The organism is Kitasatospora sp. NPDC058444, from assembly GCF_042721415.1.
Lineage (GTDB): Bacteria > Actinomycetota > Actinomycetes > Streptomycetales > Streptomycetaceae > Kitasatospora.
This window is the reverse complement of the sequence record NZ_JBHXLL010000023.1, coordinates 101,116-124,605: the sequence shown is the minus strand read 5'-3', so window position 1 is coordinate 124,605 and position 23,490 is coordinate 101,116. Positions and strand designations below refer to the sequence as shown.

The following is a 23,490-nucleotide window of genomic DNA, read 5'->3' as shown; positions in this document are numbered from 1 at the left end:
AATGCACCGCTGCCGGCGGCGGCCGGATCGCGGGCGGGCCCGATCCCCGGGAACGTGGGAGCCGTCGGCCGCGCGGCCCGGAGGACGTCGTGCCGCCGGTGGTCACCTCCCGGGTGCCCGCCGCGGACGACCTCCCCTTCGACCGACTCCCCCGGCACCGCGGAAGCGAGGCGGCATGCACGACCCCGACCCACCGTTCCGGCCGGTCCACCGGCGCAGGGGCTACCTGCCGCTGGAGGACCTCGGCCTCATCGGGAACGGCGCCACCGCCGCCCTGGTCGGCCTGGACGGCTCCATCCCGTGGCTGTGCCTGCCCCGGTTCGACTCCGACCCGCTGTTCTGCGGCCTGCTGGACCACGCGCGGGGCGGCCACTTCACCCTCGCCCCGCAGGACCTGGTCGAGGCCCGGCAGCGCTACGAACCGGACACCGGCGTCCTGACCACCGAACTGCGCGGCCCCACCGGCCTGGTGCGCGTCACCGACGCGCTGACCCTGCGCTCCGGCGCCGACCTCACCGACGACGTGCCGGCCGACCGCGGCGAACTGGTGCGCTCGGCCGTGGTGGTGGAGGGAACCGTCCGCCTGCGCGCGGAACTGGAGCCGCGCGGCGGCGCCCAGGCCCGGGCCCTGTTCAGCGGACTGGAGGTACGGCCGAACCGGCGCCCGGACCTGCGCCTGCACCTGCGCTCCAACCGTCCGCTGACCGGCCTGCACAGCATCCACGAGCTGCGGCAGGGCGAACGCCTGGACCTCGTGCTCTCCTGGGGCCGCTTCCACCGCCACCACCGCTTCGACACCGACGCCACCCTGAAGGGCACCGCCGAGGCCTGGCGCCGCTGGATGGGCCACTTCAGCTACGACGGCCCCCAGGAGCCGCTGGTCCGGCGGGCCGCGATCACCCTCAAGCTCTGCGACGACTGGGCCAACGGCTCGCTGGTCGCCGCCCCCACCTCCTCCCTGCCCGCCCCGATCGGCGGTGTCCGCAACTGGGACTACCGCTACAGCTGGATCCGCGACGCGGCGTTCGCCGTGTTCGCGCTGCGCCGGATCGGCTTCCGCGGCGAGGCCGACGCCTTCCTCGGCTGGGTCCTGGACGCCTTCGAGGCCAGCCGGGGGCCCCGGATCATGTACGACCTGCGGGGCGGCCTGGTGCCGGACGAGGTGGAGGACGGGGAGCTGGAGGGCTACCAGCGCTCCGCCCCGGTGCGCTGGGGCAACGGCGCGGCCGACCAGCGCCAGCACGACGTGTACGGCGAGATCCTGGACTGCGCCGACCAGTGGCTGCGCGCCGGCGGCGAGATCCAGCCCGCGCTGTGGGCCGGCCTGGCCGGGCTCGCCGACGCCGCCGGGCAGGCCTGGCGGCAGCCGGACCAGGGCATCTGGGAGGTGCGCAGCGAGGGCCGGGTGTTCACCTATTCGGCGGGCCTGTGCCAGGTGGCCCTGGACCGGGCCGCGCGGATCGGCGAGCGGCTCGGCCTGCCCGCCGGGACGGACCGCTGGCGCGCCTCGGCCGAGGAGCTGCGCCGGCTCGTCCTGGAGCAGTCCTGGGACGAGGACGCCAAGACCCTCAGCGCCCACCTGGACGGCGGCGGCGCGCTGGACGCGAGCCTGCTCGCGCTCCCGCTGCGCCAGGTGGTGCCGGCCGACCACCCGCGGATGGTGGCGACCGCCGCGGCCGTCGCCGAGCGCCTGTCGGCGGGCGGCGGGCTGCTCTACCGCTACCTGCACGAGGAGTCCCCGGACGGCCTGCCGGGCGACGAGGGCGCCTTCGTCCTGTGCAGCTTCTGGCTGGTCGACAACCTGATCGGTCAGGGCCGGATCGAGGAGGCCGGGGAGCTGTACGACTCGCTCTGCTCCCGGGCGAGCCCGCTGGGGCTGATGTCCGAGCAGATCAACCCGTCCACAGGAGAGTTCATGGGCAACTTCCCCCAGGCGTTCAGCCACATCGGGATCATCGCGAGCGGCGTCAGCCTCGGCCGGGCGCGGGCGGGCGGGCGGGCATGATCGACCGGCTCGCGATCCTCGGCGCGACCGGGGACCTCAGCGCCCGCTTCCTGCTGCCGGCGCTGGCCGCGCTGCGGGCGGCGGGACACATCGGCGACGCGCCGCGGGTGACCGGGGCGAGCCGGGAGGACTGGGACACCGAGCGGTACCGCAGCTGGGCCGCGGCCCGGCTCGACCAGCACGGCGGCGACCTCCCGGCCGAGGCGAGGGCGGCGGTGGCGGGCGCCCTCCGCTACCGGCCGGCCGACGTCACCGACCCGGCGGACGTCGCCGCGGTCGTCGCCGGCGAGGGACCGGTGGCCGTCTACCTCGCCCTCCCGCCGGCCCTGTTCCCCGCGGTGGTCACCGCCCTGCACGCGGCGGGCCTGCCGGCCGGCAGCCGGATCGTCCTGGAGAAGCCCTTCGGCGAGGACCTGGCCGGCGCGCAGGAGCTGAACCGGCTGCTCGCCGACCTCGTGCCGGAGCGGGCGGTGTTCCGGGTCGACCACTTCCTGGCCATGACGACCGTCCAGAACGTGCTCGGCAGCCGGCTGGCCAACCGGGTGCTGGAGCCGATCTGGAACAGCACCCACATCTCCCAGGTGGACATCGTCTGGGACGAGACGCTGGCGCTGGAGGGCCGGGCCGGGTACTACGACCGGGTCGGGGCGCTCAAGGACATGATCCAGAACCACCTCCTGCAGCTGCTCTGCCTGGTGGCCATGGAGCCGCCGATCACGCTCGGCGAGCGGGACCTCCGCGACCGCAAGGTGGACGTGCTGCGCTCGGTGCGGCCGCTGACCGAGCACGACGTGGTGCACCGCACCCGGCGGGCCCGCTACCTGCCCGGCCGGATCGGGCGGCGCGACGTCCCCGCCTACGCCGACGAGGAGGGCGTGCGCCCGGAGCGCCGCACCGAGACCTTCGCCGAGGTGGAGCTGGAGCTGGACAGCTGGCGCTGGGCCGGGACGCGGTTCCGGCTGCGCAGCGGCAAGGCGCTGGGCGAGGACCGCAAGGAGGTCGCGGTGCACTTCCGCCCGGTGCCCCACCTGCCGTTCGGGCACAGCGGGGAGGCCCGGCCCAACGTGCTGCGCTTCGAGCTGGAGCCGGAGGGGCTGACCCTGGAGCTGACCGGCATCGGCGCCCACGCCCACGGGCTGGCTCCGGTGGTGCTGACCGCGGGGATGGAACCGCAGCGGCTGCCCGCGTACGGCCGGCTGCTGCTGGACGTGCTGAACGGGGACCCGGCGCTGTCCATCCGGGGCGACGAGGCCGAGGAGGCCTGGCGGGTGCTCGAGCCCGTGCTGACCGGCTGGGAGCGGGACCTGGTCCCGCTGGAGGAGTACCCGGCCGGCTCGCAGGGCCCGCCCCCGCAGTACTGGCAGTAGGCGCTCCGACGGCCCCCGGCAGCGCGCGCCGCGCCCCGTGTGTCGTGGTCATGGGGGTGGCCGGCTGGTCGACGGCCCTGGACCTGCTGCCGGGCCCGGGCGGTTTCACTCGCGGCTCAGCCGATTGATTGCGTCGCTTTACGGCACATCCGTCACAGGAGTCCGAGAAATCACTCGGATATTGCGGCGAATAGCTGTTCGAGTTGCTGGTGAGATCTGAACCTCATATTTTCAGCCAAAGAATTCGCGCCCCTGGTCGGGCGTTCCGGGCGCGGCCGGGAGTCGCACCTGGGATTTTGGCGTTCCGATTACCGATGGAGTCGCTTTCCGTTCAATCGGAAGGGGTTGCGAGCGGCTGACCCGCCGTGAAGACTGTTGCGCGTTCGTCGTCCGGACGTTCGGGACGGCAGGGATTCCGCGACACCTCGGCCGGGTCGGCGCGTTCCGCGCGACGGGTCCGGGGCGGATCGCGAAAAAGGGGGATGGACATGCCGGGTACGGCCGTTGCGCAGGTGGGGGCCGGGAGAGCGGCCGGTCGCCGGGGGACGGTATTCTGTCCCACCGTTCCGGCGGGGTAAGGGTATTCGGCCGTTCGCGGTTCACCGTGCGCAGGCCCGCCGTTCATCGTGCGGCGGGAATTCCGGTCGCATTCGCACCGTCCGCTCCGGGCGCGTCGATGCGCCCCGGAACGGCTCCGCGAGGGCGGGCGCGGCGCCCGGCCGCGAGTGCCCCGGGGATTCCCGGTCCCGGGCGGCCGGTCGTGAGCGACGGGGCTTCCCGCGATTCCCCTCGTTCCCGCGCGTCCTGAAGCGGGCTGCGGCGGCCGGAATTCCCGCCGTGCCGCACTCCGAACCGCAATTCCACCGCGGGCGCCCGGCGCGCCCGCACCCGAGAAACCAGTCAACGGGAGCTTCGCCATGCCGTACGCCAGTCCGGCGCCCACCCGAGAACGGGCGCCGCTCCTCCCGCGCAGCGAGCTGCAGCACCGGCTCGACGTGCTCGCGCGCGCCCACCGGGTGCCCGGCGCCCAACTGGTGCTGGACACCGGCGCGGAGACCGTCGTCCTGCACACCGGGGCGGCCGACACCGGCACCGGGGCGCCCTTCACCGAGGACACCGCCGTCCCGGTGGGATCGCTCACCAAGCCCTACACGGCCGCCCTGGTGATGCTGCTCGCCGACGACGGCGACCTCGACCTCGACGAACCGGTCGCCGAGCACCTTCCGGAGCTGAGACAGCTGCCAGAAGTAACGATTCGTCATCTCCTCGGCCACACCGGCGGACTGCCCACCGGCCCCGACTCCGACGCCGCCGCCCGCACCACCGCGACGCGCTACCTGTCCGCCGTCTGCACCGCCCCCGACGCGCTGTTCCGGCCCGGCACGGACTTCTCCTACTCCAACGCCGGCTACGTCGCCGCCGGGCGCCTGGTCGAGATGGTGACCGGGATGCCCTGGCACGAGGCGGTGCGCGCCCTGCTGCTCGAACCCTTCGGCACCGGGCCGGTGTTCGTCGACACGGCCGAGCCCGGGCGGCCGGTCGCCGCCGGACACGCGCTCAACGCCGCGACCGGCCGGCCCCGGGCCGTCCGGCAGAACCTGGCCCCGCTGGAGGCCCCGGCCGGCGCCCTGCTGGCGAGCGCCGCCGACCTCGCCGCCCTCGGCGCCGCCCTGGTCGGCCGGTCCAAGGCGCTGCCCCCGGAGGTCGCCGAACTGATGCGCCGCCCGTACCCCGCCGCCCGGCCGGGAGCGCTCGCGGACGGCTGGGGCGCCGGCGTGGCGCTCTACCGGCAGGACGGGAAGGCCTGGTGCGGCCACGACGGCAACGCCATGGGCACCTCCTGCCACCTGCGGGCCGACCCGGACAGCGGGACGGTGGTCGCCTTCACCGGCAACGCCGGCGCCGCCACCGCGCTCTGGCGCGAACTCGCGGCCGAACTGGCGGAGCTGACCGGGGTGCGGGTGCCCGCGGCGATCGAGCCGGTGGCCGCGGGCGGGCCCGTGCCGCTCGCCGAACCCGGCGCCCTGGCCGCCTGCGCGGGCGACTACCGCAACGGCTCGGTGCGCTACCGGGTCGAGTCGGCCGGAGACGGATCGGCCACCCTCTCGGTGGACGGCGACCCGCCGATCCCGCTGCGCTGCTACACCGACCTCTCGTACGACCTGATCGCCCCCGACACCGGCCGACCCGAGCCCGGCGGGCGCTTCCACCGGGACCTGGCCACCGGCCGGATCGACCGGGTGCAGGTCTCCGGGCGCACGGCCCGCCGGGCCGCCTCCGGTTGACCCGGCCCGGCCCCGCCGCCGTACGCCCGCACCACCCCGCACCGCCGCACCACCCCGACCCACGTCTCCCGGGCCCGAGGGCCGGCTACCGCCTGCCCCGGCGCCCTCGTCGTCGCCCCCATCGGAAGGACCTTCCGCCATGGCCGACCGGCCTGCCCAGCCCGTGCGCCCGTCCGCCCCGCCGCAGGCCGGCGGCACCACCGAAGCCGTCGGAGACACCTCCCGGACGCCTCGGACCCTGGACGCGCTGTTCGCCGCCCAGGCGGCCCGCACCCCGCTCGCGCCCGCCGTGACCGACGGCCGGCGCAGCTGGACGTACCAGGAGCTCGCCAGACGCGTCGAGCGGCTGGCCGGCGAGCTGCGCCGGCGCGGCGCCGGCCCGGAGCGGACGGTGGCGCTGGTGCTGCCGCGCTCCATGGAGCTGGTCGCCGCCGAGCTGGCCGTCGTCCGGGCGGGCGCCGCCTTCCTGCCCGTGGACCCGGCCTACCCCGCCGAGCGGCGGGCGCTGATGCTCGCCGACGCCGCCCCCGCGATCGTCCTGGACGATCCCGCCGCCGTCCGCGCGGCCCTGGAGACCGGGCCCGCCGACCAGGACCCGGCCGCGGACGCGCCGGCCGCCGTGGACGGCACCGACCACCCGGCGTACGTGATCTACACCTCGGGCTCCACCGGCACCCCCAAGGGCGTCGTCGTCACCCACCGGGGGATCGCCGGCTTCACCGCCGCGGCCGTCGAGAACTACGCCGTCCGGCCCGGCGACCGGGTGCTCCAGTTCTCCTCGCCCAGCTTCGACGCCTCCGTGCTGGAACTGTTCGTCTCCGTCCTCACCGGCGCCGCCCTGGTGATCCCCCCGGACGGCCCCTGGCTGGGCGAAGAGCTCGCCGCCGTCCTGGACGAACACCGCATCACCCACACCCTGATCCCGCCCGCCGCCCTGGCCACCGTCCCCGCCGGCGCCGGCCGCCACCTGCGCACCCTGATCGTCGGGGCCGAGGCCTGCTCCGCCGAGCTGGTCGACCGCTGGGCGCCCGGCCGGCGCATGATCAACTCCTACGGCCCGACCGAGGCCACCATCGTCGCCACCTGGACCGGCCCGCTCACCGCCGGCACCGGCGCCCCCACCATCGGCGCCGCCCTGCCGCACGCCCGGGTGTACGTGCTCGACGAGGCCATGCGCCCCCAGCCGCCCGGCACCGACGGCGAGCTGTACCTCGGCGGCGAGGGCGTCGCCCGCGGCTACCTCGGCCGGCCCGGCCTGACCGCCGCGCGCTTCGTCGCCGACCCCTTCGGCGCGCCCGGCGCCCGGCTCTACCGCACCGGCGACCGGGCCCGCTGGACCGCCGACGGGCAACTGGAGTTCCTCGGCCGGCTCGACCGGCAGGTCAAGGTCCGCGGCTTCCGGATCGAACCCGGCGAGATCGAGGCCGCGCTGCGCGCCCACCCCGCCGTCGACCAGGCCGTGGTGACGGTCCGCGAGGACGAGCCCGGCCACGCCCGGCTGGTCGGCTACGCCACCCCCGCCGACCCGCGGCACGCCCCCGACCCGGCCGAACTGCGCACCGCCCTGGCCGCCGCGCTGCCCGCCCACCTGGTGCCCGCCGCCGTCGTCGTGCTGGCCGAGTTCCCGCTCACCCCGCAGCTCAAGATCGACCAGCGGGCGCTGCCCGCACCCGCCCGGCAGGGCGCCGCCTCCGCACGCACCGCCCTGCGCACCGAGCGGGAGCGCGCCCTGGCCGCCGTCTGGGCCGAGGTCCTCGGCCTCGACGCGGTGGGCGCCGAGGACGACTTCTTCGACCTCGGCGGCGACTCGATCCTCGCCGCCCGCACCCTGGCCCGGACCACCGAACGCCTCGGTGTCCGGCTCACCCTGCGGGACGTCTTCACCGCCCGCACCGTCGCCGCCCTCGCCCCGCTGCTCGACCAGGTGCCCGCCGCCCCGACCGGGCCGATCCCGCCCGCCCCGCGCGGGGAGCCGCTGCCGCTGTCCAGCGCCCAGCGCCGGCTCTGGTTCCTGGACGACCTCGCCCCCGGCGGCACCGAGAACCACACCGGGGTCTCCCTGCGGCTGCACGGCGCCCTCGACCGGGACGCCCTCACCCGGGCCCTGCACCGGCTCACCGCCCGGCACGACTCGCTGCGCACCACCGTCGCCACCGTCGACGGGCAGCTCGTCCAGCACGTCGCCGAGCAGGCCGAACTGCCGCTGCGCACCGAGGACCTCGGCGCCCTGCCCGCCGGGGAGCGTGCCGAGGCCATCGAGCGCCTGCTGACCGAGGAACTGCAGCGGCCGTACGACCTGGCCCGGGGCCCGCTCGCCCGGGTGCTGCTGGTCCGGCTCGCCGCCGACGAGCACCTGCTGCTGCTGGCCCAGCACCACATCGTCACCGACGGCTGGTCGGTGGGCGTCCTCACCCGCGAACTGGCCGCCCTCTACCGGGCCGAGGCCACCGGCGAGCCGGACGCCCTGCCCGCCCCCGCCCTCCAGTACCCCGACTTCGCCCACTGGGAGCAGCACCGCCGGACCGACCACGCCCCGGACCTCGCCTACTGGAAGCAGACCCTGGCCGACCTGCCGACCCTGCGGCTGCCCACCGACCGCCCCCGGCCCGAGCAGCGCACCACCGGCGGCGCGGCGCACCGCCACCACCTCCCCGCCGACCTGGTCGAGCGGCTGCGCCACCTCGCCGCCGGCCGCGGCACCACGGTGTTCACCCTGTTCGCCGGGGCCAGCGCGCTGCTGCTCTCGCGCCACTCCGGCCAGCGGGACGTCGCCTTCGGCACCGTCACCAACGGGCGGGAGCGACGGGAACTGGAGGAGGTGACCGGCTTCTTCGTCAACACCGTGGTGCTGCGCGCCGACGTGGACGAGCGGGCCACCGTCGACCACTTCGTGGAGGGCATGCGCACCACCCTGCTGGACGCCTTCGCCCACGCCGAGGCGCCCTTCGACCGGGTCGTCGAGGAACTGGCCCCGCCCCGCGACCCCAGCCGCACCCCGCTGGTCCAGGTCGTCGTCGTCCAGCAGACCCCGGTCGCCCCGGAGCCCGCCGGGGGCCTGCGCTTCACGGACCACCCGCTGCCCCGCCCGGCCGCCCGCTTCGACCTGGTGCTGGAGTTCACCCCGGACGCCGACGGCGGCTGCACCCTGACGGCGGAGTACAACACCGACCTGTTCGACCGGCGGACCGTGACCGCGCTGGCCGGCCACCTGCACCGCCTGCTGGCCGGGATGGCGGACGGGCCGCAGCGCACCCTCGCCGAGCTGCCGATGATCCCGGAGGAGGAGCAGCGGGCACTGCTCGACAGCTGGAAGCCGGACACCGAGCTGCCCGGGGCGCTCACCACACCGCCGGGCTGGACCCGCGGGTACGTCCTGGACCGCGCGCTGCGGCCCCAACCCCTGGGCGTGCCCGGTGAGTTGTACCTCGCGGGGGACTTCCCGGGCCAGGCCGAGCGGCTCGTCGCCGACCCGTACGGCGCGGGCGGGGAGCAGCTGTACCGCACTGGGGAGCTGGTGCGGTGGACCGCCGGCGGCGAGCTGGAGCACCTCGGCCGGGTCGACCAGTGGGCCCGGCCCCGCGGGCTGCGGGTCGACCCGGAGGAGGCGGCGAGGGCGCTGCGGGCCTGCGCCGGGGTGGCCGAGGCGGCCGCCGTCCTCACCGAGGGCCCCCGGCGGCTGGTCGGCTACGCGGTGCCCGTCCCCGGCGGCCGGATCGAGCCCGAGGCGCTGCGCCGCACCCTCGCCCTGACCCTGCCCGACCACCTGGTCCCCGCCGTCGTGGTGCCGCTGCCCGCGCTGCCGCTGGGCCCCGACGGCACGCTCGACCACGGCCGGCTGCCCGACCCCGGGCCCGCCGCGCCCGCCGTCCGTCACGTCGCCCCCCGTACCCCCGCCGAACGCGCGCTCGCCGGCATCTGGGCCGAGGTGCTGCGGCTGGAGCGGGTCGGCGCCGACGACAACTTCTTCGACCTCGGCGGCGACTCCATCCTCGGCATCCAGGTGGTGGCCCGCTCCCGGCAGGCCGGGCTGGCCGTCACCTCCCGGGACCTCTACCGCCACCAGACCGTCGCCGCGCTCGCGCTGGCCGCCGAGGACGCCGAGGCCCCGGCCGCGCCCGCCCCGGTGGCCGCCACCGGGGAGGCCGTGCCGACCCCGATCCAGCGCTGGTGGCTCGACCGGGCCGCCGGCCGGGCCGGCCACTTCGGCCAGGCGCTCTCCCTGCTGCTGCCCGGCGACCTCGACCGGGCGGCCCTGGAGGAGGCCCTGAACGACCTGGTCGCCCACCACGACGCGCTGCGCTCGGCCTTCACCGCCCCGGACGGCGCCGGCACCGCGCGCTGGCACATCCGGCCGCCGGGCGCCCGGCTCACCCTGGCCCGGCACACCGGCCCGGACCGGGACACCCCGCACTTCGGCCCGCACGACCTGAGCGGCACGGAGCCGCTGCTGCGCGCCGTGCTGCACGAGCGCACCGAGGGGCGGCCCCCGGTCCTGCACCTGGCCGTCCACCACCTGGTGGTCGACGGGGTCTCCTGGCGGGTGCTGCTGGAGGACCTCGACACCGCCTACCGCGCCCGCCGCGAGGGCCGCGACGGGGCGGCCGCCCTGCCCGGGAAGTCCTCGCCGCTGCGGCAGTGGGCCGAGCGGCTGAGCACCTTCGCCGCCGAGGGCGGCTTCGAGGACGAGACCGCGTACTGGGCCCGGGCCGTGCCCGCGCTGCCCGGCGACACCGAACCGCTGCCCGGCGACACCGAGGCGCTGTCCGGGGCATGGCCGGCCGCCGAACTCGACGGCCCCGACACCTACGCCACCGAACGCTCCGTCACCGTCCGCCTCAGCCCCGCCGACACCGCCGCCCTGCTGCGCACCCTGCCCGACACCTACCGCACCCAGGCCAACGACGTGCTGCTGAGCGCGCTGGGCCGGGCGCTGTGCGGGGCGAGCGGCCTGGAGCGGGTCCTGGTGGACGTCGAGGGCCACGGCCGCGAGGAGCTGTTCGCCGACCTCGACCTCAGCCGTACCGTCGGCTGGTTCACCACCCGCCACCCCGTCGCCCTGGCCGCGCCCTCCGGGGACGACTGGGACACCGTCCTCAAGCGGGTCAAGGAGCAGCTGCGCGCCGTCCCCCGGCGCGGCCTCGGCTTCGAGGCGCTGCGCTACCTCGGGCGCCCCGGCACGGCGCCCGAGACGCCGCCCGCCCGGATCGCCTTCAACTACCTGGGCCGCATCGCCCTGCCGCAGGACGCCGACGGGCTGTTCCGCGGCACCTTCCGGCCGCTGGAGCTGGACGCCGACCCGGCCGTGGAGCGCCCCCACCCGCTGGAGGTGGTCGGCCGCCTCGACGGCGACGCCCTGGAGTTCACCTGGTTCCACTCCGCCGCCGTCCACCGCAGGGAGAGCGTCGAGGCGCTCGCCCGGCGCTTCGCCGAGGAGCTGGCCGACCTCGCCCGCCACGCGGCCCGCCCCGGCGCCGCCGGGCGCACCCCGTCCGACTTCCCGCTGGCCCGGCTCGACCAGGCGGCGGTCGACCGGATCACCGGCACCGACCCGGGCGCGGTGGAGGACGTGCTGACGCTCACCCCGACCCAGTCCGGGATGCTCTTCCACGGCCTCGCCGAGGAGGACAGCGGCGCCTACTTCCAGCAGCTGGACTTCGTCCTGGACGGCGTGCCCGACCCGGCCCGCCTCGCCGCGGCCTGGCAGTGGGTCACCGATCGCACCGGGGTGCTGCGCGCCCACGTCCGCTGGCAGGAGGTGCCCGAGCCGCTGCTGGTGGTGCACCGCCGGTCGGCGGTGCCGGTCACCCACCTGGACTGGCGCGAGCTGCCCGAGGAGGAGCGCCGGACCAGGCTCGCCGAGCTGCTGGACCGCGACCGGGCCCGCGGCCTCGACCTGGCGCTGGCCCCGCTCCAGCGGCTGCTGCTGATCCGGCTCCCGGAGAACCGGGTGCGGGTGCTCTGGTCCTTCCACCATCTGATCCTGGACGGCTGGAGCCTCTTCCAGGTGCTCTCGGACGTCTTCGCGGCGCACGCCGCCCTGGCCGGACCGGGCCGCGACGGCGAGGTCCCGTACGGCGCCGTGCCGGAGCGCCGGCCCTACCGCGACTACCTGGCCTGGCTGGCCGAGCGCGACCACGCGCAGGACGAGGGGCACTGGCGCACCCGCCTCGCCGGCCTGGCCGAGGCGACGCCGCTGCCGTACGACCGCGAGCCGGTGCAGAGCCACCGCGCCGAGTCCACCCGGGCCGTGCCGTTCACCCTGCCCGCCGCCGCGACCAGGGCGCTGGAGGACCTCGCGCGCGGCGCCGGACTGACCCTCAACACCCTGGTCCAGGGCGCCTGGGCGGTGCTGCTGGGCCGCCAGGCCGGGCGGGCCGAGGTGGTGTTCGGCACCACCTCCTCCGGGCGGCCGCCCGAGCTGCCCGGCGTCGAGTCGATGACCGGCCTGTTCATCACCACCCTGCCGACCCGCACCGCGGTGCCCGCCGAGGGCACCCTGCTCGACTGGCTCAGGACCCTCCAGCGGGAGCAGAGCGAGGACCGGCGGCACGGCTTCGTCGCGCTCACCCGCCTGCGCGCCGGCACCGAACTGCCCGAGCAGACCGCCCTGTTCGACAGTCTGGTGGTCTTCGAGAACTACCCCGTCGACGAGGAGGCGGCCGACGCCCACGGCCTGCGGCTGCGGGACCTGGACGGGATCGAGACCACCAACTACCCGCTCGCCCTGCTGGCCTACCCGGGCCCGGAGCTGTCCCTGCGGTTCTGCTACGACCCGCGGCTGTTCGACGAGTCCACCGTGCGGCGGCTGGCCGGACAGCTCACCGCCGTGCTGACCGCCCTGCCCGAGGGCGCCCACCGGCCGCCCGCGCGGCTGCCGCTGCTGACCGAACGGGAACGCCGGCGCGTCCTGGTCGAATGGAACGCCACCGCCGTCGAGGAGCCCGCCGCCGACATCGCCGAGCTGTTCGCCGCCCAGGTGCTGCGCACCCCCGCGGCCGTCGCCCTGGAGGCCGGCGACCAGCACCTGACCTACCGCGAACTCGACGCCCGCGCCGCCGAGCTGGCCGGACGGCTGGCCGCGCGCGGGGTCCGGGTGGAGCAGCCGGTCGGGGTGCTGATGGAGCGCTCCGTCGAGCTGGTCGTCGCCCAGCTGGCGCTGGTGCGCGTCGGCGCGGTCTACGTGCCGCTGGACGGCCGGGCGCCGCGCGAGCGGCTGCACCGGATGCTCGCCGAGGCCGGCGCCGACCTGCTGCTCACCGACGCCCACCGGGCGGACACCGCGGCCGAACTGCGCCCCGCCGACCAGGTGTTGCGGGCGGACCGGCCCGGCGCCCGGCAGGCGCCGATCCTGGCGGGCGTCCATCCCGACAACGTCCAGTACCTGATGTTCACCTCGGGCTCCACCGGCACTCCCAAGGGCGTCGCGGTGCGCCGCCGGGACGTCGCCGCGCTCGCCCTGGACCGCGCCTTCACCGGCCACGACCGGGTGCTGGTGCACTCCCCGCACGCCTTCGACGCCGCCACCTACGAGCTGTGGGTGCCGCTGCTGCGCGGCGGCACCGCCGTCCTCGCCCCGCCCGCCGACCTGGACGCCGCCGCCGTCCGGCACGCCGTCACCGAGCAGGGCGTGACCTGCCTGTGGCTGACCGCCGGCCTGTTCCGGCTGCTCGCCCAGGAGGACCCGGGCTGCCTGCGCGGCGCCCGCGAGGTGTGGACCGGCGGCGAGGCGGTGCCCGGCGCGGCCGTCCGCAAGGTCCTGGCCGCCTGCCCCGGCCTCACCGTGGTCGACGGCTACGGCCCCACCGAGACCACCACCTTCGCCACCCGCCGGGCCTTCCGCGCCGGCGACGAACTGCCCGCCGTGCTGCCGATCGGCCGCCCGCTGGACAACACCCGGGTGTACGTCCTGGACGGCGCGCTCCAGCCGCAGCCGCCCGGCGTCACCGGCGAGCTGTACATCGCCGGGGCCGGCCTCGCCCGCGGCTACGCCGGCCGCCCCGGCGAGACCGCCGCCCGCTACCTCGCCGACCCCTTCGGCCCGCCCGGCGACCGGATGTACCGCACCGGCGACACCGTCCGCTGGAGCGAGGACGGCGAACTGCACTTCGTCGGCCGCGCGGACGACCAGATCAAGATCCGCGGCTTCCGGATCGAACCCGCCGAGATCGAGGCCCGGCTCACCGCCCACCCGGCCGTCGCCGAGGCCGTCGTCTCGCTGCACCAGGACGCCGGACGCAAGCGCCTCGCCGCCCACCTGGTGCCCGCCGAGGGCGCCGAGCCGCCCGGCGCCGCCGAACTGCGCGCCCACCTGGCCGCCGACCTGCCCGACTACATGCTGCCCGCGGCCTTCGTCACGCTGCCCGAACTCCCGCTCACCGCCAACGGCAAGGTGGACCGCCGGAGGCTGCCCGCCCCCGACTGGTCGGCGGGCGGCGACCGCCCGCACCGCGCCCCCGGCACCGACCGCGAGCGGCTGCTCGCCGCGATCTGGGCGGAGCTGCTCGGCGTCGAACGGGTCGGACTGGACGACGACTTCTTCCTGCTCGGCGGCGACTCCATCCTGAGCATCCAGGTCGTCTCCCGGGCCCGCGCCGCCGGACTCGCGCTCTCCCCGCGCGACCTCTTCCGGCACCCCACCGTGGGCGCGCTGGCCGCGGCCGCCGGCAGCGCCGTCACCGTCGCCGGCACCGAACCCGTCAGCGGCGAGGTCGGCCTGACGCCGATCCAGCACTGGTTCCTCGACCCGAACCCGCCCACCGCCGGGCACTTCGACCAGTCCCTGGTGGTGGAGGCCCCCGGGGCCGTCGACCCGATGGCGCTGCGCCGCGCGCTCGCCGCCCTGTGGGCGCACCACGACGCGCTGCGCTCCCGCTTCACCCGCGGGGAGGACGGCGCGTGGCGCCAACACTGCGCCCCCGCCGAGGAGGCCGCGCCCGACCTGCTGGAGGTCCACGACCACGGCACCGAGGCGGCGGTGACCGAGGCCGCCCACGCCTCCTTCCGGCTGGACGGCGGACCGCTGGTCACCGCCCGACTGTTCACTGGCACGGACGGCGGCCGCGACCGGCTGCTGCTCGCCGTCCACCACCTCGTCGTCGACGGCGTCTCCTGGCGGGTGCTGCTGGAGGACCTGGAGACCGCCTACCGGCAGGCCGTCGAGGGCCGCCCGCTGCGGCTGCCCACCCGCACCAGCTCCGTGCGCGAGTGGGCCCGCCGGCTGGCCGAGCACACCGCCGCCGGCGGCTTCGCCGGACAGCGCGCCCACTGGGAGGCCGCCGCCCGGGCCTGCGCCCGGCCGCTGCCGGTGGACGGCGACGGCGGCAACACCGCCGCCGACCTGCGCGAGGTGACCGTCCACCTGGACCGCGAACGCACCGACGCCCTGCTGCGCGAGGTCCCCGCCGTCTACCGCACCCGGATCGACGACGTGCTGCTCACCGCGCTCGGCCGGGTCCTCGCCGAGTGGACCGGGCGCGGCACCGTCGCCGTCGGCCTGGAGGGCCACGGCCGCGAGGACCGGCTGTTCGACGGCCTCGACCTGTCCCGCACGGTCGGCTGGTTCACCTCGCTCTTCCCCGTCGCCCTCGACGTCCCGGCGGGGGACTGGGGCACCGCCCTGAAGGCCGTCAAGGAACAGCTGCGGGCCGTGCCGGACCGCGGCCTCGGGTACGGCGCGCTGCGCCACCTCGCCCGGGACGGGGCGCTCGCCGACGCGCCCGCGCCCGGCATCAGCTTCAACTACCTGGGCCGTTTCGACTGGTCCGCCGACGGCGCCGCCCTGGTCCGCGCCGTCCCCGGCGGTCTCGGCGGCGCGGAGGCGCCCGGCACCGAGCGCCCCCACCTGCTGGACGTGGTCGCCCGGGTCGAGGACGGCCGGCTGGAGATCGGCTGGTACTACAGCGCCGGCCGGCACCGCGCCGACACCGTCACCCGGCTGGCGCAGGCCATGCTGGACGCGCTGGAGGAGATCGTCGCCCACTGCGCCGAGCCCGGCGCCGGCGGCCGCACCCCCGCCGACTTCCCGCTCGCCCGGCTCGACCAGGCGGCGGTGGACCGGATCGCCGGGGACGGCCGCTCCGTCGCCGACGTCTACCCGCTGACGCCGATGCAGGCCGGGATGCTCTTCCACAGCCTGCTCGACCCGGACGGCGACACCTACGTCAACCAGGTCCAGCTGGTGCTCACCGGCGTCACCGACCCGCACGCGCTCGCCGAGGCCTGGCAGCGGACCGCCGACGCCAACGCCATCCTGCGCACCCGGCTCAGCTGGCAGGACGGCGCCGAACCGCTGCAGGTCGTCCAGCACCGGGCCACCGTCCCGGTCACCCACCACGACTGGACCGGCCGCCCCGCCGAGCAGGTCGAACGGGACACCGCCCGGCTGCTCGCCGAGGACCGGGCCGCCGGGCTCGACCTCACCGAAGCGCCGCTGCTGCGGCTGACCCTGATCCGGCTGACGCCCACCCGGGTGCGGGTGGTGTGGACCTTCCACCACGTGCTGCTCGACGGCTGGAGCGCCGCCCAGGTCTTCGACGAGGTGTGCGAGCGCTACGCCGCCCTCACCGCCGGACGCCCACCCGCCCCGGTCCAGCGCGCACCCTACGCCGACTACCTGCGCTGGCTGGCCGGCCAGGACCGGGCGGCCGTCGAGCGGTACTGGCGCGACACCCTGGCCGGCTTCCCCGCCCCCACCGAACTGCCCCGGGACCGCCGCCCGGCCGGCGCCCACCGCGCCTCCTCCTCGGCCACCGTGCGGGTCGCCCTCGGCGCCGGACTGTCCGAGCGGCTGCGCGACACCGCCCGGCGGGCCGGGCTGACCGTCAACACCGTGCTCCAGGGCGCCTGGGCGCTGCTGCTCTCCCGCTACGGCGGCGGTCCGGACGTGGTGTTCGGCACCATCGTCTCCGGCCGGCCCGCCGAACTCCCCGGCGTCACCACGATGGTCGGGCTGTTCATCAACGCCCTGCCCACCCGGGTGCGGATCGACGACCGGCGCCCGCTGCTGGACTGGCTGCGGGAGGTCCAGGACCACCAGTCCGAGGCCCGCCGGCACGACGCCGTCTCGCTGGCCCAGCTCCAGGGCTGGAGCGAACTGCCCGGCGGCACCGCCCTGTTCGACAGCATCGTGGTCTTCGAGAACTATCCCTTCGACGCCGAGTCGCTGACCCGGCACGGCCTGGGCGTGGAGACCGAAAGCGTGCTGGAGCCCACCAGCTACCCGCTCAGCGTGGTGGTGGCGCCCGGCGAGTCCATCGAGGTCTCCCTCGACCACGACCCGGCCGCCTTCGACGCCGCCACCGTCGAACGGCTCGGGGCGAGCCTGCGCACCCTGCTCGCCGGGATGGCGGCCGGCCTCGACCGGCCGACGGGCGAACTGCCGCTGCTGGAGGCGGCCGAGGGACGCGAGCTGGTGGAACGCCTCGGCGGCCCGGTGCGCGAGGCGCCCCGGGGCACCCTGCCCGAGGCCTTCGCCCGGCAGGCCGCCCGCACCCCCGACGCCCCGGCCGTGAGCTCCGGCGTCGAGCTGCTGACCTACCGGGAGCTGGACGAACGCTCCAACCGGCTGGCCCGGCTGCTGATCGAGGCCGGGGCCGGCCCGGAGCGCTTCGTCGCGCTCGCCCTGCCCCGCACCGTCGAGCTGGCCGTGGCGCTGCTCGCGGTGCTCAAGAGCGGCGCCGGCTACCTGCCGGTCGACCCCGGGTACCCGGCCGAGCGGATCGCCTACCTCTTCGAGGACGTCCGGCCCGACGCCGTGGTCACCTCCGCCGCCACCGAAGGACGGCTCCCCGACGGCCCGTACACCCGGATCGCGCTGGACGACCCCGCCTGCCGGGACCGCCTGGCCGCCGCCCGCACCGAGGCCGTCCACGACGAGGAGCGCCGCGGCGCCCTGCTCCCCGAGCATCCCGCGTACGTCATCCACACCTCCGGTTCCACCGGCCGCCCCAAGGGCGTGGTGGTCGCCCACGCCTCCGTGCTCGCCCTGACCGACTGGGCCGCCGCGGAGTTCGCCGGCCACGGCCTGGAGCACGTCGTCGCCGCCACCTCGCTCAACTTCGACGTGTCGGTGTTCGAGATCTTCGCGCCGCTGCTCTCCGGCGGCCGCGTGGAACTCCTGCGCGACCTGCTGGCCCTCGCGGAACGCCCCGCGGAAGCGAGTTTGACGACCGGCCCCTGGCGGGCCGGACTGCTCAGCGCGGTGCCCTCCGCCCTCGGCGGACTGCTCGCCGACGGGGCCGTGCAGCTGGCCGCGGACACCGTGGTGCTGGCCGGCGAAGGGCTGCCCGCCCGCACCGTGCGCCAGGTCCGCGAGGCCGTCCCCGGCTGCCGGGTGCTGAACATCTACGGCCCCACCGAGGCCACCGTCTACGCCACCGCCCACACCTGCGACCCCGCCGACCCGGACCGCGACCCGCCGATCGGCCGCCCGGCCGGCGGCGCCCGGGCCTACGTCCTGGACGAGCGGCTGCGCCCCGTACCCGTCGGCGCGCCGGGGGAGCTGTACCTGGCCGGCACCGGCGTGGCGCGCGGCTACCTGCGCCGCCCCGGGCTGACCGCCGGCCGGTTCCTGCCCGACCCCTACGGCCCGCCCGGCAGCCGGATGTACCGCACCGGCGACCGGGTACGCTGGAGCGCCGACGGCGAGCTGGACTACCTCGGCCGCGCCGACGACCAGGTCAAGGTGCGCGGCTTCCGGATCGAACTCGGCGAGGTCGAGGCCGCGCTGGCCCGCCACCCGCGGGTGGCGGCGGCCGCCGCCCGGGTGGTCGACCAGGACGGCCACAAGCGGCTGGTCGGCTACGCGGTGCCCCGCGACGGCGCCCTGCCCGATCCGGCCGAGTGGCGGGCCTTCCTCGGCCGCACCCTCCCCGACCACCTGGTGCCCGCCCTGGTGGTGCCGCTGGAGCGGCTGCCGCTCGGCGCCACCGGCAAACTGGACCGGCGCGCCCTGCCCGCACCGACCCCGGCCGCCCGGTCCGCGAGCGGCGAGCGGCCGCCGCGCACCGACGCCGAACGCGCCCTCGCCACGATCTGGCGCGAGGTGCTCGGGGTGCCGGAAGTGCACGCGGACGACAACTACTTCGCGCTCGGCGGGGACTCCATCCTCGGCATCCAGATCGTCTCGGCGGCCCGCCGGGCCGGCCTCGCGCTGACCCCCCGGCACCTGTTCGCCCACCAGACCCTGGCCGAACTCGCCCGCGCCGCCGAACGCTCGCCGAGCCCCGGGGCCGCCGCCGACCAGGGCGCCGTCACCGGCGAGGCCCCGCTCACCCCCGTCCAGCACTGGCTGCTGGACACCCTCGACGGCGACCCGGCCCGGCTCACCCAGTCCGTCTCCTTCACGCTCGCCCCCGACACCGACGAGCCCACCCTGCGGGCCGCGCTGGCCGCCGTCCTGGAGCACCACGACGCGCTGCGGCTGCGCTTCGAGGAGCCCGCCGACGGCCGCCGGCGCCAGCACGGCACCGAACCCGGACAGGCCCCCGAACTGCGCGTCCACCAGGCGGCCGAGGGCGAGGACCGGGAGGCCGTCCTGCGCGAACTCGGCGAGCGCCTCGCCGAGGGCTTCGACCCGGCCGCCGGAGGGCTGCTGCGGGCCGCGCTCTGCCGCTTCGCCGGCGATCCCCGCCCGGTGCTGCTGCTGGCCGCGCACCACCTGGTGGTCGACGCGGTGTCCTGGCGGATCCTCCTGGAGGACCTGGAGCGCGCCCACGGCGCGCTGAGCGCGGGCGAGCGGCCCGACCTCGGCACCAAGAGCACCTCGTTCCTGACCTGGGCCGAACGGCTCGCCGCGCACACCGCGGCCGGCGGCTTCGACGCCGAACTCCCGTACTGGCAGGGCCTGGCGGACGGCGCGGCCACCGCGCTGCCCACCGACCTCGACGGCAGCAACACGGCCGACACCGAGGAGTCGCTGACCCTCGCACTGGGCGCCGAGGACACCCGCCGGCTGCTCCAGGAGGTCCCGGAGGCCTACCGCACCCGGGTCAACGACGTCCTGCTCTGCGCCCTCGCCCGGGTGCTGACCCGCTGGACCGGACGGGACCGCGTCCTGGTCACCCTGGAGGGCCACGGCCGCGAGGAACTCCTCGACGGCGTCGACCTGTCCCGCACCGTCGGCTGGTTCACCGCGATGTACCCCGTCGCCCTGGACGTGCCCCGGGACGCCGACACCGGCACCGCCCTGAAAGCCGTCAAGGAGACCCTGCGCGCCGTCCCCGGCGGGGGCCTGGGCCACGGCGCCCTGCGCCACCTCAAGCCGGAGCCGGGCCTCGCCCTGCCGCGGATCGGCTTCAACTACCTGGGCCGGCAGGACTGGAGCGCCACCCCCGGCGGCCTGCTGCACGCCCCGGCCGGCCCGCTCACCGGCGGCATGGACCGCGCGGCCCACCGCCCCCACCTGCTGGACGTGCTCGGGCAGGTCGCCGACGGCCGGCTCTCCTTCACCTGGTCCTACTCCCGCGCGGTGCACCACGGCGCGACGATCGCCCGGCTGGCCGCCGAACTGCTGGACGAGCTGCGGGAGATCGTCCGCCACTGCGCCGAACCCGGCGCCGGCGGCCGCACCCCCTCCGACTTCCCGCTGGCCGGCCTGGACCAGGCCGCCGTCGACCGGCTGGCCGGCACCGGACGCGAGGTGACGCAGATCCAGCCGCTCACCCCCACCCAGACCGGCATGGTGGTGCACGGCCTCGACGAGGCCGAACACGGCCTGTACGTCGAGCAGATCACCTTCGTCCTGGACGGCGCCCGCGACCCGGGCCTGCTGGCCGCCGCCTGGCAGCACGTCGTCGACCGCACCCCGGTGCTGCGCACCTCGGTGGTGCTGCGCGACGTCCCGGTGCCGCTCCAGCTGGTCCACCGGCAGGCGACGCTCCCGGTCACCGAGCACGACTGGAGCCGCCTGGGCGCGCCGGAGCGCGAAGCCCGGCTGGAGGAACTGCTCGCCGAACGCCGGGCCCACCCGATGCCCCTGGACCGGGCCCCGCTGCTGCGGCTCGACCTGATCCGGCTCGGGCCGGACGCGGTCCGCGTGGTCTGGGCCTTCCACCACGTGCTGCTGGACGGCTGGAGCGTCTTCCACGTCCTCGGGGACGTGCTGGCCGCCCACGCCGCCCTCGCCCGGGGCGAGCGGCCCGAGCTGCCCGAGCGCCGGTCCTACGCCGACTACGTCGGCTGGCTCGCCGCCCGCGACACCGGCGCCGCCGTCGAGCACTGGCAGGGCGTCCTGGCCGACCTCGCCGCCCCCACCGCGCTGCCCTACGACCGCCGGCCCGCCCAGGGCGACACGGCCCGCTCCGGGCAGTGGCTCTCGCACCGGCTGGACGAGGAACGGACCGAGCGGCTCCAGGAGTTCGCCCGCCGCCACCGCCTCACCCTCAACACCGTGGTGCAGGGCGCCTGGGCGCTGCTGCTCTCGCGCTGGAGCGGCGAGCGGCGAGTCTGCTTCGGCACCACCGTCTCCGGCCGGCCCGCCGACCTGGCCGGCTCCGACGGCATCGTCGGCCTGTTCATCACCACCCTGCCCGCCCGGGTCGCCGTCGACGGCCGACAGCCCTGCGCCGACTGGCTGCGCACCCTCCAGGAGGAGCAGGCCGAGGACCGCCGGTTCGACCACCTGCCGCTGGCCCGGATGCACGGGCTGAGCCAGGTCCCCCCGGGCACCGAGCTGTTCGACAGCCTGGTGGTCTTCGAGAACTACCCGGTGGGCGACGCCACGGCCGGCGCCCACGGCCTGCTGGTGCGCGAACTGGACGCCCGGGAGGCCACCAACTACCCGCTCACCGTGGTCGTCTCGCCCGGCGAGCGGCTCGCCGTGGAACTCGGCCACGACCCGCGCTTCCTCGACCGGCAGAGCGCCGGTCGCCTCGCCGACCAGCTGCTGCACACCCTGTCCGCGCTGGCCGCCTCGGACGGCACCACCCCGCTGGACGAGCTCGACCTGCTGCCGCCCGGCGAACGCGAGCGGCTGCTGCACGGCCCGGCCCGCCCGGCGCTCGCCCCGGTGCCCCCGGCCACCCTGCCCGCGCTGGTCGAGGCCGCCGCGGACCGGTGGCCGCGGGCCGTCGCCCTGAGCGCCGCCGGCCTGGAGCTGACCTTCGCCGAGGCCGAGGCGCACGCCAACCGGCTGGCCCACCGCCTGATCGCGCGCGGCGCGGGCCCCGGGGAGATCGTCGCCCTGCTGCTGCCCCGCTCGGCCGACACGGTGCTCGCCGAACTGGCGGTGGCGAAGACCGGCGCGGCCTTCCTGCCCGTCGACCCGCACTACCCCGAGGAACGGATCGAGGCGATGCTGCGCGACGCGGCGCCCGCCCTGACCCTGGACGCCAAGGAGGTCGCCGAGCTCCTCGCCGCCGAGCCGGACGGCGCCCCGGGCCACCGCCCCACTGACGCCGACCGGACCCGCCCGCTCGACCCGGACGACCCCGCGTACGTCATCTTCACCTCCGGCTCCACCGGCACCCCCAAGGGCGTCGTCGTCACCCACCGCGGGATCGCGGCCTTCGCCGCCGCCGAGGCCGAGCACTACCGGGCGGCCCCCGGGGACCGGGTGCTGGCCTTCGCCACCCCCAGCTTCGACGCCTCGGTGCTCGAACTCTGCCTGGCCCTGCCGCACGGCGCCCGGCTGGTGGTGCCCGAGCCCGGCCCCCTGCTCGGCGCCCAGCTGGCCGCGCTGCTCCGGGCGGAGCGGATCACCCACACCCTGCTGCCGCCCGCCGCCCTCGCCACCCTGCCGGCCGACACCCCCGGCAGCCTGCCCGCCCTGAAGACGCTGATCGTCGGGGCGGAGGCCTGCGGCGCCGACCTGGTCGCCCGCTGGGCCCCGCACCACCGGATGGTCAACTCCTACGGCCCCACCGAGGCCACCGTCGTCGCCACCTGGTCCGCGCCGCTGACCGCGGACGGCGCCGCCCCGCCGATCGGCCGCCCGCTGCCCGCCACCGGCGCGTACGTGCTGGACGCCCGGCTGCGGCCGGTGCCCGACGGCGTCCCCGGCGAACTGTGGCTGAGCGGACCGGCCCTGGCCCGCGGCTACCTCGGCCGCCCCGGCCTGACCGCCGCCCGCTTCACCGCCGACCCGTACGGCCCGCCCGGCGGCCGGATGTACCGCACCGGGGACCTGGTGCGCCGCGACCGCCACGGCGAACTGCACTACCTGGGCCGCACCGACCACCAGCTCAAGCTGCGCGGCCACCGGATCGAGGCGGGCGAGGTGGAGGCCGTGCTGGTGCGCCACCCGGCCGTCCTGGACGCCGTGGTGAGCATCCGGGAGGACGAGCCCGGACTGCCCCGGCTGGTCGCCCACCTGCTGGCCGCCCCCGGCACCGAACCGCCCACCGGCGCCGAACTGCGCGCCCTGGCCGCCCGCTCCCTGCCCGGCCACATGGTCCCCTCGGCCTTCGCGGTGCTGGAGCGCTTCCCGCTCACCGCGAGCGGCAAGACCGACCGCGCCGCCCTGCCCGCCCCCGCACCGGAGGAGGCCGGGCCGGCCGAGCGGGTCGAACCCCGCACCCCCACCGAGGAGGCGGTGACGGAGATCTGGGCCGAGACCCTGCACACCGCCGTCGGCGCCACCGACGACTTCTTCCAGCTCGGCGGCGACTCCATGCGCGCCCTGCTGATCGCCTCCCGGGCCAACGATGCCTTCGGCGTCACGCTCACCCCCCGCGACGTGCTGGTCTCCCGCACCGTGGCCGCCCTGGCCGACCTGGTGGAGGACCTGGTGCTCAGCGAACTCGAAACCGCCGCGCTGGGCGGCCCCGACGAAGCCGCCATCAGCGGACCCGACGAAGCCGCCGACTCCGGCAGCCACGACGATGACGAACGGTGA

Annotated in this window: 4 protein-coding genes; all 4 read left to right on the top strand. The window is 76.8% G+C overall.

Annotation, left to right across the window (positions count from 1 at the left end):
- The first annotated feature begins 175 nt into the window (after nucleotides 1-175).
- The 4 genes from ACFWP2_RS23705 (at nucleotide 176) to ACFWP2_RS23690 (ending at nucleotide 23,490) form a co-directional block, all read left to right on the top strand.
- Complete coding sequence (locus tag ACFWP2_RS23705; protein ID WP_380454554.1) at nucleotides 176-2,005, top strand: glycoside hydrolase family 15 protein; 1,830 nt, start codon at nucleotides 176-178, stop codon at nucleotides 2,003-2,005.
- Nucleotides 2,002-3,372 (top strand): glucose-6-phosphate dehydrogenase, encoded by a 1,371-nt coding sequence (locus tag ACFWP2_RS23700; protein ID WP_380454552.1) that lies wholly within the window; start codon nucleotides 2,002-2,004, stop codon nucleotides 3,370-3,372. The genes ACFWP2_RS23705 and ACFWP2_RS23700 overlap by 4 nt, the downstream gene beginning before the upstream one ends.
- 917 nt (nucleotides 3,373-4,289) lie before the next feature.
- Nucleotides 4,290-5,657 carry a serine hydrolase domain-containing protein gene (locus ACFWP2_RS23695; RefSeq protein WP_380454549.1) on the top strand — a complete coding sequence of 456 codons (1,368 nt, stop codon included), beginning with the start codon at nucleotides 4,290-4,292 and terminating at the stop codon, nucleotides 5,655-5,657.
- A gap of 139 nt (nucleotides 5,658-5,796) precedes the next feature.
- Entirely contained in the window at nucleotides 5,797-23,490 is a 17,694-nt protein-coding gene (locus ACFWP2_RS23690; protein ID WP_380454547.1) for a non-ribosomal peptide synthase/polyketide synthase, read from the top strand.

Coding starts and splice junctions, on each gene's coding strand:
- ACFWP2_RS23705 (WP_380454554.1), top strand. CDS start 176: ATGCACGACCCCGACCCACCGTTCCGGCCGGTCCACCGGCGCAGGGGC.
- ACFWP2_RS23700 (WP_380454552.1), top strand. CDS start 2,002: ATGATCGACCGGCTCGCGATCCTCGGCGCGACCGGGGACCTCAGCGCC.
- ACFWP2_RS23695 (WP_380454549.1), top strand. CDS start 4,290: ATGCCGTACGCCAGTCCGGCGCCCACCCGAGAACGGGCGCCGCTCCTC.
- ACFWP2_RS23690 (WP_380454547.1), top strand. CDS start 5,797: ATGGCCGACCGGCCTGCCCAGCCCGTGCGCCCGTCCGCCCCGCCGCAG.